The organism is Brachybacterium avium (assembly GCF_002216795.1).
GTDB classification, from domain to species: Bacteria; Actinomycetota; Actinomycetes; order Actinomycetales; family Dermabacteraceae; genus Brachybacterium; species Brachybacterium avium.
In genome coordinates, this window is the sequence record NZ_CP022316.1 from 2871139 (window position 1) to 2887466 (window position 16328).

The window sequence follows — 16328 nt, forward strand, 5'->3', positions numbered from 1 at the left end:
TGGCGTGATTCGGCCGCGCGGCTCAGGTGATGGTCAGCGAGCGCAGCGCGCGATGGACCTCCCAGACGAAATCCGCGGTCGACTGGTTCTTGCGCGGGGCGATCGCATAGGTCTCCTCCCCGCGGACATCGCTCGCCTCACGGGTCACGTTGGGGATGAGCTGACGCCACTCCCGCTCGCCGCCCACCCAGATCCGGTACGTGGTGCGGCTGTCGTCCCCGCGATGATGCAGGCGCAGCCCCAGGGTCGAGGCGGTGAGCGCCGGCTGTCGACGGGCCGCGGCGAGGTCGAAGCCGCGATCGCGCAGCAGCATCGGATTGAAGATCCCCCACAGCAGCAGCCGGGCCCCCTCGACCTCCGGGGAGGCGGGAGTGCCCACCAGCTCCGTCGGCACCTGCGGCAGGCGGGCCCCGGTGCGCCAGGACCGGCGACGGGCGAGAGCGTCCAGGCGCTCCCGCGCCGCGGCGCGGGCCGTCGGATCCTCGAGCCGTCCGATGCCCAGCGGCGTCGGTTCCTGACCGGTGCGCAGCAGGTGGACCGGCGTGCCGTGCTTCACCTCGCCGAACTCGAGCCCGGTGCGGTGCAGGCCCACGCCGACCTGCAGGTGGGCGGTCGCCTGCCCGCGCCGGGTGGAGAAGTGCGCGCTGGAGCCCAGCAGGGTGCGGCCGGCCTGGTGCAGCACGTCCAGATGGGCTCGGAACTCCCGAGCGACACGCCGCTTGGTCAGCAGCTTCTTCGGGTCCACCGGGAACTGCACGACCGGACGGCCCGAGTTCTCGCCGATCTCGCCGATGGTCTCCCACAGTGCGGCGTGCCCCGGATCGGCCTCGGTCATCCGCCTGCTCAGCCGGTCCCAGCTGAGGCAGATCACGCCAGGCGGGAGCGCATCCTGGCAGTCCTGCAGGTCCGAGCGGCGGGAGATGGCGATCAGCAGGTGATGCGGCGAGAAGCCGAGCGCGGCCCGCAGGCTCTGCAGCCGGGGGACGTCGAAGGCGCCGCCGGTGCGCAGCGCGATCCCGAGCCGAGCCCCGTCCTCCTCCGCGGCGGTGGCCGGGAACATCTCGGCGACGAGGTCGGGAGCATTGCGGCGCAGCCGCGGCGCGGCGACGATGCTGCCGGTGGTGTGCGCGGTGCGCGCCACGGTGCGCAGGAAGGCGCTGCGGCTGCGGGGTGCCATCAGCACGAATTCGAGCATGTGCCGCAGGATGACGTCGGACCGGTCGGGATGGAAGGACCAGCCCTCCAGCCCCGTCGACTGCAGGGAGCGGTCCATCGCGAAGGTCAGCATCTGTCCGACGGTGGCGTACGAGCGAGCCATGGTCCTCCTTCGCAGCGATCCGGGGCGCAGCGCCTGCCGCGGCCGATGCTGTCCAAGCCTAGGCCGTGACCGCTGCGGATCCGGTGCCGGATCCCCCCGCCCACCATCCCGCGGCCATCTCTGCCATACTGAACATATGAGCAATCATGCAGATATGGGGATCGGTGCGCTGGACGCGATCCGCGCCAGGATCCCCGGGCAGTCCGCGGTGGCGGATGTCGCGGACGTCTTCTCCCTCCTCGGTGACCCTGCGCGGCTGCGGCTCCTGCTCGCACTGCTCGAGGGCGAGTTGTGCGTGAGCGATCTGGCCGAGGTCACCGAGCATTCCGAGTCGGCCGTCTCCCACGCCCTGAAGCTGCTGCGGGCCCACCGGATCGTCGCCGTGCGCCGGGAGGGCCGCCGGGCGTTCTACCGCCTGGACGACCCGCACGTGAGGATGCTGCTGGACCTCGCGATCTCGCACACCGCGCACAGCCGGATGGAGCACCCCGAGCGGGAGGGCGCGACGGAGGTCGCCTCATGACGCACGACCACCGTCCGCCCAGCGGCCACGCCGGCGGCGCCCACCGCTGGCGCCTGGTCCTCGCTCTGGTGCTGATCGGCGGTTTCTTCGTCGTCGAGCTGGTGACCGGTCTGCTCTCCGGATCCCTCGCGCTCCTCTCCGATGCCGGGCACATGGCCGCCGATGTCGTCACCCTCGCGGCCGCGCTCGCCGCGACCGTGATCGCGGTGCGCCCGGACCGCAGCGGCCGGCGCACCTTCGGCCACTACCGCATCGAGGTGTTCGCCTCCCTGCTCGCGGTGCTGATCATGCTGGGCGTCGCCGTCGGCGTGGTGATCGCCGCGATCGGACGCCTCGGCCACCGGGTCGAGGTCGATTCCGGCCCGATGCTCGTCGTCGGCGTCCTGGGGCTCATCGTGAACCTCGTGGTGCTGATGCTGTTGCGGGGCGGCGCGGGAGAGAGCCTGAACGTCAAGGGAGCCTATCTCGAGGTCATGGCCGATACGGTCGGCTCGATCGGGGTCATCCTCGCCGCTGTGCTCCTGCGCTTCACCGGTGCCACCTGGGTCGATACCGCGGTCGCGCTCGCCGTCGGCGTCTTCATCGCGGTGCGGGCCGTGATCCTCGCCCGCGAGGTGCTCGGGGTGCTCGGCCAGGCCGCCCCACCCGGCATCGACCCCGAGCGGGTGCGCGCCGACCTGACCGCGATCGACGGGGTCGTCGACGCCCACGACCTGCACCTGTGGACCCTCACCTCCGGGATGGAGGTCGCCACCGTGCATCTGGTGGTGGATCCGGGCAGGGATCCGCACCCGGTGCTCGATGCCGCCCAGGAGCTGCTCAGCACCACCCACGGGATCGCGCACGCCACGGTCCAGACCGAGCCCACCGATCACCACGGCTGCCTGGAGATCGGCTGGTGAGAACCTTCCTCAGACGTGGTGCCCGCCGCATCGGTCCGCGTACTGTGACGCCATGACCTCCGCGAACGCCTCGACAGATCCTGAGCACCCGTCCCGCCTGACCGCCATCGTCACCGGAGCCTCCTCGGGCATCGGCCGGGCCACCGCACAGCGCCTGGTCGCGGACGGCTGGCAGGTCCTCGCCATCGCCCGGCGAGAGGAGCGTCTGCGTACGCTCGCCGAGGAGACCGGCTGCGCCGTGCTCGGCGTGGACATCACCGACGATGACTCGGTCGCAGCGCTCACGACGCGGGCGGCGGAGCTGTTCGGCGACACCCTCAATGCCGTCGTCCACGTCGCCGGTGGCGCGCTCGGCGTCGAGCCGGTCGCCGAAGCGGATATCGAGAAGTGGCAGGGGATGTACGAGACCAACGTGCTCGGAGCCCTGCGGGTGACCCGCGCGCTGCTGCCCGCGCTGCGCCGCAGCGGTCGCGGCGACGTGCTCTTCGTGACCTCGGTCGCCGCGCACGAGGCCTATCCCGGCGGTTCCGGCTACAACGCCGCCAAGGCCGGGGAGCACATGCTCGCCCGCACCCTCCGCCTCGAGCTGAACGGCGAGCAGGTGCGGGTCATCGAGATCGCCCCCGGTCTGGTCCGCACCGAGGAGTTCTCCCTGGTGCGGCTCGGGAACCAGGAGGCGGCCGACGCCGTCTACGACGGCATCGAACAGCCGCTGACCGCCGAGGACTGCGCCGACGTCATCTCCTACGCCCTGAACGCCCCGCATCACGTGAACCTCGATCTGGTCACCGTGCGCCCCCTCGCCCAGGCGGCGGCCCACCGCATCGCGCGCCACCACGGGGCCTGATGGCCTTCGGAGGTGGCGGCCACGGCGGGGGCATGGGCCCGAGGCCGGGCGCCGGCCGGATGCCGGACGACCTCCGGCTCGCCCCCGGGCAGCGCCCCGACGTGCGCCGCATGCTGGCACTGTTCCGGCCCTACCGCGCCACCCTCGTCGGGGTGCTGCTGCTGATCGTGCTGGCGGCCGCGATCGGGGTGGTCTCCCCGTTCCTGATCCGCGAGATCGTGGATGTCGCCCTGCCCCGCCAGCGGGCCGATGTGCTGGCCTGGTCGGTCGGCGGGCTGATCGCGGTCACCGTGGTGGCCAGCGCGCTCGGTGTCACCCAGGCGATGCTCTCCACCCGGGTGGGGCAGGCCGTGATGCATGATCTGCGGGTCTCGGTGTTCTCGCATCTGCAGCGCATGGGGCTGGGTTTCTTCACCCGCACCCGCACCGGCGAGATCCAGTCGAGGATCTTCTCGGACATCGGCTCGATGCAGGCCGTGGTCACCTCGGTGATGACACAGATCGTCTCCTCCGGTGCGGGGGTGCTGATGGCTCTGGTCGCCATGGTCGCCCTGGACTGGCGGCTGACGCTGTTCTCCCTGATCGCCCTGCCCTTCGCGGTGTGGATGAACCGGCGCGTGGGCCGCCGTCGGCGCGAGATCGTGCGTACCCGCCAGGAGAAGGCGGCCGACCTGTCCGCCGGCATCCAGGAGTCGCTGTCCGTCTCGGGGATCCTGCTCGGGGTGACGATGGGCCGCACGGAGGCGCTCACCCGCACCTTCTCCACCGACTCGCGCGAGCTCGCCGATCTCGAGGTGCGCTCCACCATGGCCGGCCGCTGGCAGATGGCCGTCTTCACCACCTTGATGGCGCTGTTCCCGGCGCTGACCTATCTGCTCGGCGGCCATCTGCTGTTCTCCGACCCCGAGGGGAAGGGAGTCACGATCGGCACCCTGGTCGCCTTCATCGCTCTGCAGTCCAGCCTGTTCCCGCAGGTGAACGGCCTGTTGCGGGTGGCGAACCAGGTCAACAGATCTCTCGCGCTGTTCACGAGGGTCTTCGAGTACCTCGATGCGCCGATCCTCATCCAGGATGCGCCGGAGGCAGTGGCGTTGGACCCGGCCACGGTGCACGGCCGGCTCCGCTTCGAGGAGGTCGCCTTCACCTATCCCGGCGCCGAGGAGCCCGCGCTGGCCGGCGTGGACCTGGTGGTCCCGGCCGGTCAGCACACGGCGCTGGTGGGGGCGACCGGCTCGGGCAAGACCACCACCGGCTACCTGATGGCGCGGCTGTACGAGCCGACGGCCGGGCGGATCACCCTGGACGGCCATGACCTGCGGGAGATCACGCTGGAGTCCCTCGCCGCGAGCATCGGGGTGGTGACCCAGGAGACCTACCTCCTGCACGCCAGCGTCGCGGACAACCTGCGTTTCGCACGTCCCGACGCGAGCGACGACGAGCTCGAAGCGGCGTGCCGGATCGCCCAGATCCACGACCATGTGATGGGCCTGCCCGAGGGGTACGGCACGGTGGTGGGGGAGCGCGGATACCGCTTCTCCGGCGGGGAGAAGCAGCGCCTGGCGCTGGCCCGGACCATCCTGCGGGATCCGCCCGTGTTGCTGCTGGACGAGGCGACCTCCGCTCTGGACGTGGCCACCGAACGGGCGATGTCCGGGGCCCTCGCCGCCGCCGCCCGCGGGCGCACAACGGTCTCGATCGCCCACCGGCTCTCGACGATCCGCCACGCCGATCAGATCCTCGTGATGGAGAACGGACGCATCATCGAACGGGGCACCTACGCGGAGCTCGTGGCCCGGGGCGGCAGCTTCGCCGAGCTGGCCCGCCAGGACGCCTGGCGCGAGGACGAGGTCCCCGGAGGCGGGACGACGGCATGAACCGGTGCCCGTCCCCTCCTCGAGAAGCCGGCAGCACGCTGTCGGGGCAGGGCAGTCAGGGGGTCTGCTCGACGCGGGCAGCGGGACCGGGCGGCGACGGAATACGACCAAAGGTGGAGGCCGCCCTCCACCCTGGGCGGGATGCGCCACCCGCACCGTGCGGGAGAGGATAAGAGCATCGGAGCGCATCGCATATCCTCACGTGGCATCGCATGAGACGGGCGGGTGCGCTCACCGGCTCAGCACGCACCCGGCCCCAGGGCGGAGAGGATCCCAGCATGGCGACGACGCCTCCCGAGAGTGCCGTGACCCCGCTGCGCCGGTCGAAGCCGGCCGTCGGCCACCCGCTGCTGTTCTCGTTCCTGCTCGCCGCGGCCGCCCTCGGGACGCTGCTCCTGCTGGTGACGGGGCCGAGCATCGGGTTGCCGCTCGCGATCGGCAGCGCCGCAGCGCTGATCACCCTGGTCGTGCTGACCTGGATCTTCACCGGGCCGCGTCTCTGACCCGACGGCGATGATGAGAGCGGCCGACGACGGCTGATCGGACGAGGACAGCCTGAGGGGGTGCCCGGATCGGCTCTCTCTCAGACGTCGATCTCGATCTCTCCCTCGCCGCGGGAGACGCAGGTGATCAGCTGATCGGCATGCTCGTCGTCCATGAGGAACTCGTCCATGTGCTCGACCTCGCCGGAGACCAGCGGCACCACGCAGGTGCCGCACACGCCGCCCTCGCACGAGTAGTCCATCGGGATGTCGGCATCGAGGAGCGCTTGGAGGAGGGATTGCCCCTCGTCGACCTCGACCGTGATCCCGGACTTCAGGCACTTCGCGGTGAAGGGCTCTCCGAACAGCGACATCCTCGCTCCTTCTGCATCGTCCGCCCCGTGACGCGGGGCGGATCCATGAAGGTCTTAGTCTTCCACGAGAACCCGTCTGCGACGAGGTGAGTCGTGCCTCGTCAGAACCTCCCGCAGCGGCGCGCGCACCGCTCAGCGGGCGGTGGGATCGGCCTCGTCGGACGCTCGACGCGGCGTCTCGGCCGCCGTCGCCGGGGCAGGGGCGGGGGCGGAGATCGCCGCCCGCACCGTCGGCGCGGGCTGCGCGGAGGGAGTGACTGCGAGGGCGGAGGGGCCGAAGCTGAGCACCAGCAGTGCCGCCGCGCCCAGCGCCGAGGCCCCGGCCGTCGCCCTGCTGCGGTGCGGAACGGTGTCGTCGTCCATCTCGTCTCCTCCTGGTGGGGGGAGCGGCGTCCTCATCGCCGCTGTGCCCATTGCACCCTCCGCTCCTGGGCGGGTGCTGGGCATCCGGTCCGGTGCGCCTGGGACCACGACCCGCCGCCCGGCGCCGATGGCTGTTCCCCGCGTCTCCTCCGCTCGCCGCGGGCGTGACCCTTCGCGATGGCCCGCGTACACTGCTGGCCATCGGCATCGACCCGGCCATCACCGGAGAGCCGCGGGAAGAACCGCCCACCGTCCGTCTCCGGGCACGGGCCCAGTAGAACCCGCCGGGACCAGCCCGTCATCGCTGAGGAACAAGGGGAGGCCCCTGCGTCGCATCCGTCGGCGCGAGGCATCAACCGAGGTGGTACCGCGCCACCGACCCCAGGGTCGGGAAGCGTCCTCGGAGCGCATGTCGTCCCAGCCCAGCCCCTGTCCTTCCTCGGAGGTCCGTCCTCATGGTCTACCCGGTCACCGGAGACTCCCTCGTCCCCTCACCGAACCTGCCCGCGCTCGAGAACGCCATCCAGGAGTTCTGGCGCGTCGACGACACCTTCCGCGCCTCGATCGCGCAGCGCGAGGGCGCCGAGGAGTTCGTCTTCTATGACGGCCCTCCCTTCGCCAACGGCCTTCCCCACTACGGTCACCTGCTGACCGGCTTCGTCAAAGACGTCATCCCGCGCTTCCGCACCATGTGCGGGAACAAGGTCGACCGCCGCTTCGGCTGGGACACTCACGGGCTGCCCGCCGAGCTCGAGGCGATGAAGGAACTCGGGATGACCGAGAAGTCCGAGATCGAAGCGATGGGCGTGAAGGAGTTCAACAACGCCGCCCAGGCCTCGGTGCTGAAGTACACCAAGGAGTGGGAGGACTACGTCACCCGCCAGGCCCGCTGGGTCGACTTCGAGAACGACTACAAGACCCTCGACGTCACCTTCATGGAATCGGTGCTGTGGGCCTTCAAGACCCTCTACGACAAGGGCCGCGCGTATGAGGGCTATTACGTGCTGCCCTACTGCTGGAAGGACCAGACGCCGCTGAGCGCCCACGAGCTGCGGATGGACGACGACGTCTACCAGGAGCGCCAGGACCAGACGGTCACCGTCACCTTCCCCTTCACCGGGGAGAAGGCTGCGGAGCTCGGCCTCCAGGGCGTCAGGGCGCTGGCCTGGACCACGACCCCCTGGACCCTGCCGACGAACTTCTCCCTCGCGGTCGGCCCGCAGCTCGACTACGCGGTGGTCCCCGCCGGGCCGCTCGGCGCCGCCGACGGCACGGCCGCGGGCGAGGGCCGCTTTCTGATGGCGAGCGCACTGCTGGGCGGCTACGCCAAGGAGCTCGGCTACGAGAGCGCCGAGGACGCGCTCGCCGCCCGCGAGGAGCGCAGCTTCGCCGGGCACGAGCTCGAGCACATGGCCTACCGGCCGCTGTGGACGGTCTACTCCGAGGACCGGGAGAAGTGGGGCACCGAGAACGCCTGGATCGTCACCGTCGCCGACTACGTCTCCACCGATGACGGCACCGGCGTGGTCCATCAGGCCACCGCCTACGGCGAGATCGACCAGCAGGTCAACGCCGCCTACGGCATTCCCGTGATCGTCTCGGTCGACGAGGGCGCACAGTTCCTGGACTACTTCGCCGGCACCGAGCTCGACGAGATCGCCGGCGTGCAGGTGTTCGAGGCGAACCGCCCGCTGATCCGCAACCTCCAGCGCTCCGGGCGTCTGCTGCGCGAGGCCAGCTATGTGCACTCCTACCCGCACTGCTGGCGCTGCCGGAACCCCCTGATCTACAAGGCCGTCTCCTCCTGGTACGTGAAGGTCGCCGACCAGCGCGAGCGGATGCTGGAGTTGAACGAGCAGATCGACTGGGTGCCCGGCAACGTCAAGCACGGCCAGTTCGGCCGCTGGCTCGAAGGCGCCCGCGACTGGGCGATCTCGCGCAACCGCTACTGGGGCACCCCGCTGCCGATCTGGAAGAGCGACGACCCGAACCACCCGCGGATCGACGTCTACGGCTCTCTCGCGCAGATCGAGGAGGCCTTCGGAACCCTGCCGCGCAACGAGCACGGCGAAATGGACCTGCACCGGCCGTACATCGACGAGCTGACGCGCCCGAACCCCGATGACCCGACCGGGCAGTCCACCATGCGCCGCGTCGAGGAGATCTTCGACGTCTGGTTCGACTCCGGCTCGATGCCGTTCGCGCAGATGCACTACCCCTTCGAGAACACCGAGCAGTTCGAGTCCCACAACCCCGCGGACTTCATCGTGGAGTACATCGGGCAGACCCGTGGCTGGTTCTACGTCATGCACGTGCTCTCCACCGCGCTGTTCGACCGCCCCGCCTTCACCTCGGTGATCTGCCACGGCATCGTGCTCGGCGAGGACGGGCAGAAGATGTCCAAGTCGCTGGGCAACTACCCCGATGTGCGCGAGATGTTCGACAAGTACGGCGCTGACGCGATGCGCTGGTTCCTCATGAGCTCCCCGATCCTGCGCGGTGGCAACCTCGTGGTCGACGAGCCGAAGATCCGCGACGCCACCCGCCACGTAGTGCTGCCGCTGTGGAACGTCTGGTACTTCCTGGGGCTGTACGCGAACGCTGCCGGTGAGAAGGACGCGGCCGGGAAGCCGACCGGATACCGCGGGAAGACCCGTTACGACTCCACCGACGTCATGGACCGCTACCTGCTGGCCCGCACCGGTGATCTGGTGCGGGAGGTGAAGGAGTCGATGACCGCGCTTGCGATCGCCGACGCCGCCGAGCTGATCGAGGACTACCTCGACATGCTCACCAACTGGTACGTGCGCCGCTCCCGTGACCGCTTCTGGGAGGGCGATGAGCAGGCGATCGACGTGCTCTCGACCTGCCTGGAGACGCTGTGCCAGGTGGTGGCCCCACTGCTGCCGATGGTCGCCGAGGAGATCTGGAAGCAGCTCACCGGTGGTCGCTCCGTGCACCTGACCGACTGGCCGGACGCAGATCTCTTCCCGCAGGACCCGCAGCTGGTGGCCCGGATGGACGATGTCCGCGCCATCGCCGGCGTCGGCAACTCGCTGCGCAAGAAGGAGCAGCTGCGAGCACGGCTGCCGCTCGCCGAGCTCGCCGTCGTCCACCACGACCCGACCTCCCTCGAGGCGTTCTCGGGGATCATCGCCGACGAGCTCAACGTCAAGGCGGTGCGCCTGCTGGATGTCGCGAGCGAGGAGGCCCAGGGCATGGGCGTCGAGCAGCGCCTCAGCGTGAACGCCCGCGCCGCCGGCCCCCGCCTGGGCAAGCAGGTGCAGACCGTCATCAAGGGATCCAAGACGGGCGACTGGTCCGTGGACGAGTCCGGCCAGGTCACCTCCGGTGGAATCGCTCTGGCCGAGGGCGAGTACTCGCTGGACCTGGTGGCCGGGGACTCCTCCGCGATGGACGGCCATGTCGTCGGCGTCCTGCGCGGCGGGGACTTCGTCGCGCTCGACACCCGGGTCACCGCCGAGCTCGAGGCCGAGGGCACCGCCCGCGACGTGGTGCGGGTGATCCAGGCCGCCCGCCGCGGCGCCGGCCTGGACGTCTCCGATCGGATCCTGCTGACCGTGGACGGCGATGAGTCCGTGATCGGTGCCGTCGCCGCACATCGAGAACTCGTCGCCGGGGAGGTGCTCGCGGTGGAGCTCGATGTCCCAGCAGGCCCGGCCGAGGGCGCGCACGCGGCGAGCGAGAAGGTCTCCGGCGGCACCGTGACAGTCTCCGTGGCCCGCGCCGGCGCCTGACCGGGGGACAACGACCGGCGGCGCCCCGTCCTTGCGAGGAGGCGCCGCCGGTCGTTCGCATCGCGACATGGTCTCGGTGCGGTTCTGCACCGACTTCCGAGAGCCGCTGGCCGCTTTCATCTACCGGACGACGCTCGACTGCACCCGCCGGCGTGCCGGCTGATCGCTTCGGGGCCCCGAGAGGCGACGGTCGTGGCATGCTCAGTCGTGAGCGCAGGTATGAGGGGATGATCATGGTGAGCAGACGGGGACTCCTGGGAGGGGCGGCCGCGATGGCGACCGTGATCCTCGGTGGGTGCGGCCGCGACCGCACGGCGCTGGTGACGGCCGCCAAGGAGGCTGCCTCCGGCGTGGAGGGCGTCGCGAGTGTGGAGCTCGAGATGGCTGACGGGGCGAACTTCGAGCAGCTCCTGCGCGGAACCGTCGCCCTCGAGGCGAAGGACCGTGACAGCGGACTTCTCGTCTTCGATGAGGCGATGCGCAGCATCATCACGGTCATCTATGAGGAGCTCGACGAGGTCGATGCCACGAGCCTCCGCGTCGGCTGGATCACCGGGGTGCTCGCCGGAGGCGAGGAGATCACCCCGATGGAGCTCGACCCCTATATGCCAGCGGTGAACCCGCGCCGCGACAGGATCACAGCGGAATCCTTCTACACCAAGTACGGACTGGGCTGAGAACCGGGCTGGATCCGGGATGCGCCCGGGCCACTTGGTGAACCGCAGCCGAGGACGGGCGCGGTGGTGCAGCGCAGCAGAGGGATCACGGAGCCCCGCGGCCTACCGACACCACGTGGGACTCGGCCACATAGGTGCCATCCCCGAGATATCGCCCGGTGAGGTCGTCCTGCAGCGCTGACAGCGTCGGGTCGGTCGCGGTGGTCCTGCCCACACTGCCTGAGTACCCGCCCTCCGCCTGGCCCTGCAGTCCCACCGAATCGTGATTGGACTCCAGGATCTTCACGGGGTTCAGCGAGTCCACCGGATACCCCGGCAGAGAGACCTCGTGCCGGTTCGGGACCCCGAGTGTCCCACCATCGACCTGCGCGCCGCCGAGGTCGAGTCCGGGGATCAGGTCGCCGCTGATCCCGCCGGCGCCGATCCCTCCCTCGTGACTCACATTCACCGACTGGGTCGATCCCTGCGCCGGGACGACGGTCTGCACCGGAGAGCCCACCGAGAAAGCGTGAGTCACATTGTATGTGCCCGCCTCCCCGGAGGCGCTGTTGAAGGAGGGGTCAGCGGTGAGATGATTCGCGACGATGCCGCCTTGGGAGTGGCCCACGATCATCACGTCCGCCCCGGGCGGCACCCCGGCAGCTTCCATCGCGGCCTGGACGTCGTCCATCGCGGCAGGATGCTGACCGGCGGTCAGGCGCAGGTTCGAGCCCCAGTCGCGCGAGTTGCCCTGCCCGCCGTAGGCGCCGGGAACATCCGAGATGTCCGCACCTTCGGTGGGCGGCACCTGCACGATGTACACGGGTTCATCGCTGCTGGCGCTGCGGATCTCCTGAATGCCGATCTGCCCGTTCTGAAGCGGACCCCCGGGGTTCTCCATGCGCAGGGCATCGTTCTGGAGGATCAGGTCCTGCAGGGTCTGCGGGCTCTGCGCAGGATCCGAGTCGGTGGCCACCGACTCGACGATGCCGCCGGGGCGGTCATCGAACAGCGCGGTGTCCTGGCCGGTGGCGGCCTCGTAGATCCCCACGCCCGCCGAGCCCACGCTCAGCAGCCCGGCGGCGCCCACCTCGGCGATCGTCGGGACCCGCTCACCGGTGGCCCAGTCCTCCAGAATGTCGCCGAAGTGGTCGCCATCCAGCTGGAACTGTGCGATCCCGTCGGTGTTCACACCGAACAGGCCGAGGCCGCCTTCGAGCAGGTCGATTCCGGTGTCGAACCCCTGGCCGATCCCTGCGGAGACCATCCCTGCCAGGTCTGAGACGGCGCCCTCGACCGGATTCTCGAGCCAGTTCGGGATCCAGGGGTTGTCCTCCTGGCGATACCCGCTGCTGGACCCGGAGGCATCGCTCGGAGGGATCGTGCTCGGGTCCCCTCCCGGGCCCGCGTAGGTTCCGTCCGGGGTGGAGACGACGTCCTGCTGGTCCGCCTCGCCGAGTGCACCATCGCTCAGCGCGAGCAGCTCTGCGCGCACGGCCGCCAGTCGGTCCTTGGCCAGGGACGCCCATCGGCCCCGGAACTCCTCGGCATCGGCTCCGGCCCAGGAGGCTCCCTGCACCGCGCTGGTGAGGCGAGCGGTGAGGTCCTCGACCTCGCCGGAGGCGGTGCGCAGCCGCCCGGCGTGCTCGCGCACCTGTGCGGTGTCCATACCCCAGAAGGCGTTCACCGTGCACCCCCCGATACGGCGCAGGCGGCGGTGAAGCGGAGCCCCTGCTCGAGGACCGGCAGGAGGGTGCCGAGCACGTCGCCGCCTGCCACGGGATGGACCTCCAGCGCCGGCGTCGCGGGCTGATCCAGTCGATACAATCCCCTGCTCCCGACCGCCCAGAGGCGAGACCAGGTCACCGGTTCCTGCGTCATCTGCCCGTGCGGATCGTGGAGCGTCAGCGCGAGGGAGAGACGCGGTCCGGTCGCCGTCAGCGCGTCACGCAGGGAGTCGTCGAGACCGGGGACGCTCGCGAAGGCCTCCGCGGCAGGGAGGCCGCGGGTGAGGGCGGCGTGAGCGAAGCGGTTCTGCTCGGGCGTCAGTCGCAGCGCATCCCCGCTGCGCCGGATGCTCAGCTGTGCGGGAGCGAGGTCGATCCCGGCGTCCTCGAGCAGTGCCGTGATCGTCGCAGGCACCTCCCGCACATCGCACTCCATCCAGTGCGAGGGACGGTCTCCGTCGGCCCGCTCGATGGTCGCCCCTGCGGGGTCCAGACCGATCCGGAGACGACGCGTCCGCGCACCCTCGGTCACCGCCACGACCAGCACGGCCGGGGCCGTCAGCTGCCGCTGCACGAGGTCCGTGCCCGCCTCGTCGAGGCCTGCGACGCCGGGGGCGCCGGCCGGTACCGGCCGAGGCTCGGAGACCAGCGCCCGGTACACCGGGTTCCATCCCGCAGGCGACCCCGACTCGCGGCCCACCCACTCCGCCGCCTGCTCGACGGTCGCGATCACCTCGGTCATCGCAGCCTCCCTCGCTTCCCGGCGGCCCCGTCGGCCGTCGCTCCTGCCCCGAGGCTATGTTCGCCGTCACAGAACGGCGATGGGCACTTCTGCCCATGTGGACCGGGGCCCGGTGAGGAGGAACGGTCCCAGCCTCCCCTCGTACACTGATCCGCGCCCCACCCGCCCGTCATCCCCCAGGAGCCGCAGTGCCGAGTTCTCCCCGCCCGGGTACATCCCGCCCGGCCATGTCGCCCGAGCTGCGAGAGGTCTACGCGGCGCTGCTCGAACGCGCCCCGGAGAACCGGATCGAACCGGACCTCTCCCGCATCACGCGAGTGATGGAGCTGATGGGAGACCCGCAGAACTCCTACCGGTCGATCCGGATCGCCGGCACCAACGGCAAGACCACCACCGCCCGGATCCTGGAGCGGATCCTGCGCGAATCCGGGCTGCGCACCGGCCGCACCACGAGCCCGCACCTGCGATCGCCCGTGGAGCGGATCGCCATCGACGGCTCCGCGATCGATGAGGAGGGCTTCCTCCAGGCATACCGCGACGTGGAGCCGTTCGCAGAGATCGTCGACGCCGAGCAGGAGGCCGCCGGGGGAGTGCGGCTGACCTACTTCGAATACCTCACCGCGATGGCCTTCCAGGCCTTCGCCTCCGCCCCTGTGGATGTGGCCGTGGTCGAGACCGGCCTCGGCGGGACCTGGGACGCCACCGGCGCGGTGGACCCCGACGTCACCGTGATCACCCCGATCTCCCTGGACCACCAGGACTACCTCGGCGAGACCATCGCCGAGATCGCGGGGAGAAGGCCGGCATCCTCACGGCGAGGGCCACCGCGATCATCGCCTCGCAGCCTTACGAGGACGCCGCCGACGTGCTGCGCGAGCGGATCGCCGAGCTCGGCACCGAGGCGGCGATCGAGGACCAGCAGATCGGGGTGCTCTCCCACACCCCCGGAGTGGGTGGGCAGATGCTCACCCTCCAGGGCATCGCAGGACGCTACGAACAGGTCTTCCTCTCGTTGCTCGGCGAGCATCAGGCACGCAACGCCCTGCTCGCGGTCGCCGCGACGGAAGCGCTGCTCGGCGACGGCGGCACCGTCCTGGACGGAGAGCTGCTGAGCACCGCGCTGTCGAGCGTGACCTCCCCCGGGCGCGCTGAGGTGGTGCGCCAGGCGCCGACCATCCTGCTGGATGCCGCTCACAACCCCGCAGGGGCGATGACACTGGTCGAGACGGTCCGGGAGAACTTCCGCTTCACCCGCACCGTCGGCCTGGTCGGCATCCTGCAGGAGAAGGATGCCGCGGAGATCCTCGACGTCCTCGAACCGCTCCTGGACAGCGTGGTCATCACCCAGTCGAGTTCGCCGCGCGCCATCCCCACCGATCGTCTGGCGGACCTGGCACGAGACATCTTCGACGACGAGGACCGGGTCGTGGAGCAGGCGAACCTGCCCGACGCGATCCAGGCCGCCGTGGACCTCGCCGAAACGGACGGCGACCAGTTCGGCGGCGTGGTGGTGGCCGGCTCGGTCACCCTCGCCGGCGAGGTCCGCGACCTGCTCGGCGTCCCCGAGGAGGAGTGAGCATGGACCTGGACCTCACCCCCTCTCCACGCCCGCACGGCGCGCAGCGCATGTTCTCGGCCACGATCCTCATCATCGAGGCCTTCGTGGTGTTCTTCGCCGTGCTGGCCGCCCACCAGCTGGTCCCTGGGGAACGCGTGCTGACCTGGTCCTGGGGGCTGCTCACCCTGCTCGCACTGGTGCTGTGCTCCGGGATGCTGCGCCGCGGCGCATGGCCCTACTGGCTCGGCCTCGCGCTGCAGCTGCCCGTGATCCTGCTCGGCCTGCAGCTCACCCCCATGTGGGTGGTGGGGTTCGGCTTCGCCGCCCTCTATGCCTACGGCGCCTTCAAGGGCCATCAGCTCGATGGGGAGAAGGACAGCGTGGACACCGCCGTGCACGAGAAGAGGGCGCGCGAGGACGGGGACCCGACGCTCTGAGCTCGACCGCGCCGAGGTCGTGATCCGCGCTCGCCGGTGCGCCGAGCACCCGCGGATCCGTGGGTACCCTGGTGCCATGACCGCACAGCGCACACTCGTCCTGCTCAAGCCCGATGCCGTCCAGCGCGGCCTGCGAGGAGAGATCCTCCGCCGCATCGAGGCCAAGGGCTATGGAATCCTCGCCCTCACCCAGCGGACCGCAACTGCCGAGGAGCTCGCAGCGCACTACGCCGAGCACGAGGGCAAGCCCTTCTACCCCGGCCTCGTCGAGTACATGGGCTCCGCACCGCTGGTCGCCGTCGTGGCCGAGGGGGTCAACGTGATCCCCGGTTTCCGGTCGCTGGCCGGAGCCACCAACCCCACCGAAGCCGCCCCCGGCACCATCCGCGGCGACCTCGCCTGCGAGGACGACCTGCCCGTGATCCAGAACCTCGTCCACGGCTCGGACTCCGAGGAGTCCGCCGCTCGTGAGATCGCGATCTGGTTCCCCGAGCACGCCTGACCGGCACCAGCTGATCGCGTGAGGCGCGCCGCACGGCGCGCCTCACCACTGGCGTGCCACGGCGTGCAGAATATGAGGCATGAGCCTGTCCCTGATCGTCATCGCCTTCCTGGGCTTCGCCGTGCTGCTCTCGATCGGGATCCTGCTCATGGTCGCGCTGCCGCAGCTGCGGGCCTCGTCCGAGCGGGACGAGGACGAGGATCAGGCGGATCGTCGGCACACCTCCCGCACCGGTCGCTGAGAGATCCCGGTCAGAGGCAGCGGT

At 70.4% G+C, this 16328-nt stretch carries 15 protein-coding genes and 1 pseudogene; 11 read left to right on the top strand and 5 right to left on the bottom strand.

Going from position 1 to position 16328, the window contains the following annotated elements; all coding sequences use genetic code 11:
- Nucleotides 1–22: 22 nt before the first annotated feature.
- Nucleotides 23–1318: a hypothetical protein gene (locus CFK39_RS12870; RefSeq protein ID WP_089065790.1), complete on the bottom strand. Its 1296-nt coding sequence runs from the start codon at nucleotides 1316–1318 to the stop codon at nucleotides 23–25.
- 136 nt (nucleotides 1319–1454) lie between these two features.
- On the opposite strand from CFK39_RS12870, the gene CFK39_RS12875 reads away from it, so the two are divergent.
- The 5 genes from CFK39_RS12875 to CFK39_RS12895 all read left to right on the top strand — a co-directional run bounded on the left by CFK39_RS12875 (nucleotide 1455) and on the right by CFK39_RS12895 (nucleotide 5967).
- A complete protein-coding gene (locus CFK39_RS12875) occupies nucleotides 1455–1841 on the top strand; it encodes an ArsR/SmtB family transcription factor (protein WP_089065791.1) in 387 nt (128 codons plus the stop codon).
- Nucleotides 1838–2743, top strand: coding sequence for a cation diffusion facilitator family transporter (locus CFK39_RS12880; RefSeq protein WP_089065792.1), 906 nt, complete (start codon nucleotides 1838–1840; stop codon nucleotides 2741–2743). The genes CFK39_RS12875 and CFK39_RS12880 overlap by 4 nt, the downstream gene beginning before the upstream one ends.
- A gap of 52 nt (nucleotides 2744–2795) precedes the next feature.
- The gene (locus CFK39_RS12885) at nucleotides 2796–3590 is read left to right on the top strand and encodes an SDR family oxidoreductase (protein WP_089065793.1); all 795 of its coding nucleotides are present in this window, start codon (nucleotides 2796–2798) and stop codon (nucleotides 3588–3590) included.
- On the top strand, nucleotides 3590–5464 hold the full coding sequence (locus CFK39_RS12890; RefSeq protein ID WP_157697167.1) for an ABC transporter ATP-binding protein: 1875 nt from the start codon (nucleotides 3590–3592) through the stop codon (nucleotides 5462–5464). Before CFK39_RS12885 ends, CFK39_RS12890 begins: the two co-directional genes overlap by 1 nt.
- A gap of 278 nt (nucleotides 5465–5742) precedes the next feature.
- Nucleotides 5743–5967 carry a hypothetical protein gene (locus CFK39_RS12895; protein ID WP_089065795.1) on the top strand — a complete coding sequence of 75 codons (225 nt, stop codon included), beginning with the start codon at nucleotides 5743–5745 and terminating at the stop codon, nucleotides 5965–5967.
- Between the two features lie 80 nt (nucleotides 5968–6047).
- Here the strand turns inward: CFK39_RS12895 and CFK39_RS12900 are convergent, their stop codons facing one another.
- Both CFK39_RS12900 and CFK39_RS12905 read right to left on the bottom strand, forming a co-directional pair.
- The gene (locus CFK39_RS12900) at nucleotides 6048–6320 is read right to left on the bottom strand and encodes a 2Fe-2S iron-sulfur cluster-binding protein (RefSeq protein WP_089065796.1); all 273 of its coding nucleotides are present in this window, start codon (nucleotides 6318–6320) and stop codon (nucleotides 6048–6050) included.
- Nucleotides 6321–6452: 132 nt separating this feature from the next.
- Nucleotides 6453–6683 (bottom strand): hypothetical protein, encoded by a 231-nt coding sequence (locus CFK39_RS12905; protein WP_089065797.1) that lies wholly within the window; start codon nucleotides 6681–6683, stop codon nucleotides 6453–6455.
- Between the two features lie 455 nt (nucleotides 6684–7138).
- Here CFK39_RS12905 and ileS point away from each other — a divergent pair, with 455 nt between their 5' ends.
- Both ileS and CFK39_RS12915 read left to right on the top strand, forming a co-directional pair.
- Complete coding sequence (ileS, locus tag CFK39_RS12910; RefSeq protein WP_089065798.1) at nucleotides 7139–10441, top strand: isoleucine--tRNA ligase; 3303 nt, start codon at nucleotides 7139–7141, stop codon at nucleotides 10439–10441.
- A gap of 197 nt (nucleotides 10442–10638) precedes the next feature.
- Nucleotides 10639–11118, top strand: coding sequence for a hypothetical protein (locus tag CFK39_RS12915; RefSeq protein ID WP_157697168.1), 480 nt, complete (start codon nucleotides 10639–10641; stop codon nucleotides 11116–11118).
- Between the two features lie 85 nt (nucleotides 11119–11203).
- Here CFK39_RS12915 and CFK39_RS12920 read toward each other — a convergent pair whose 3' ends face one another.
- Both CFK39_RS12920 and CFK39_RS12925 read right to left on the bottom strand, forming a co-directional pair.
- Complete coding sequence (locus tag CFK39_RS12920; RefSeq protein ID WP_089065800.1) at nucleotides 11204–12784, bottom strand: hypothetical protein; 1581 nt, start codon at nucleotides 12782–12784, stop codon at nucleotides 11204–11206.
- On the bottom strand, nucleotides 12781–13566 hold the full coding sequence (locus CFK39_RS12925) for a hypothetical protein (protein ID WP_089065801.1): 786 nt from the start codon (nucleotides 13564–13566) through the stop codon (nucleotides 12781–12783). Before CFK39_RS12925 ends, CFK39_RS12920 begins: the two co-directional genes overlap by 4 nt.
- A 227-nt stretch (nucleotides 13567–13793) precedes the next feature.
- Between CFK39_RS12925 and CFK39_RS12930 the strand changes: the two are divergent.
- From CFK39_RS12930 to CFK39_RS16285, 4 genes and pseudogenes are all read left to right on the top strand, one after another.
- A pseudogene (locus CFK39_RS12930) lies at nucleotides 13794–15142 on the top strand (bifunctional folylpolyglutamate synthase/dihydrofolate synthase).
- A gap of 2 nt (nucleotides 15143–15144) precedes the next feature.
- Nucleotides 15145–15561 (top strand): DUF4233 domain-containing protein, encoded by a 417-nt coding sequence (locus CFK39_RS12935; protein ID WP_089065802.1) that lies wholly within the window; start codon nucleotides 15145–15147, stop codon nucleotides 15559–15561.
- A 76-nt stretch (nucleotides 15562–15637) separates the two neighbouring features.
- Nucleotides 15638–16063: a nucleoside-diphosphate kinase gene (gene ndk, locus CFK39_RS12940; protein ID WP_089065803.1), complete on the top strand. Its 426-nt coding sequence runs from the start codon at nucleotides 15638–15640 to the stop codon at nucleotides 16061–16063.
- 79 nt (nucleotides 16064–16142) lie between these two features.
- A complete protein-coding gene (locus tag CFK39_RS16285; RefSeq protein ID WP_157697169.1) occupies nucleotides 16143–16304 on the top strand; it encodes a hypothetical protein in 162 nt (53 codons plus the stop codon).
- Nucleotides 16305–16328: the final 24 nt, after the last annotated feature.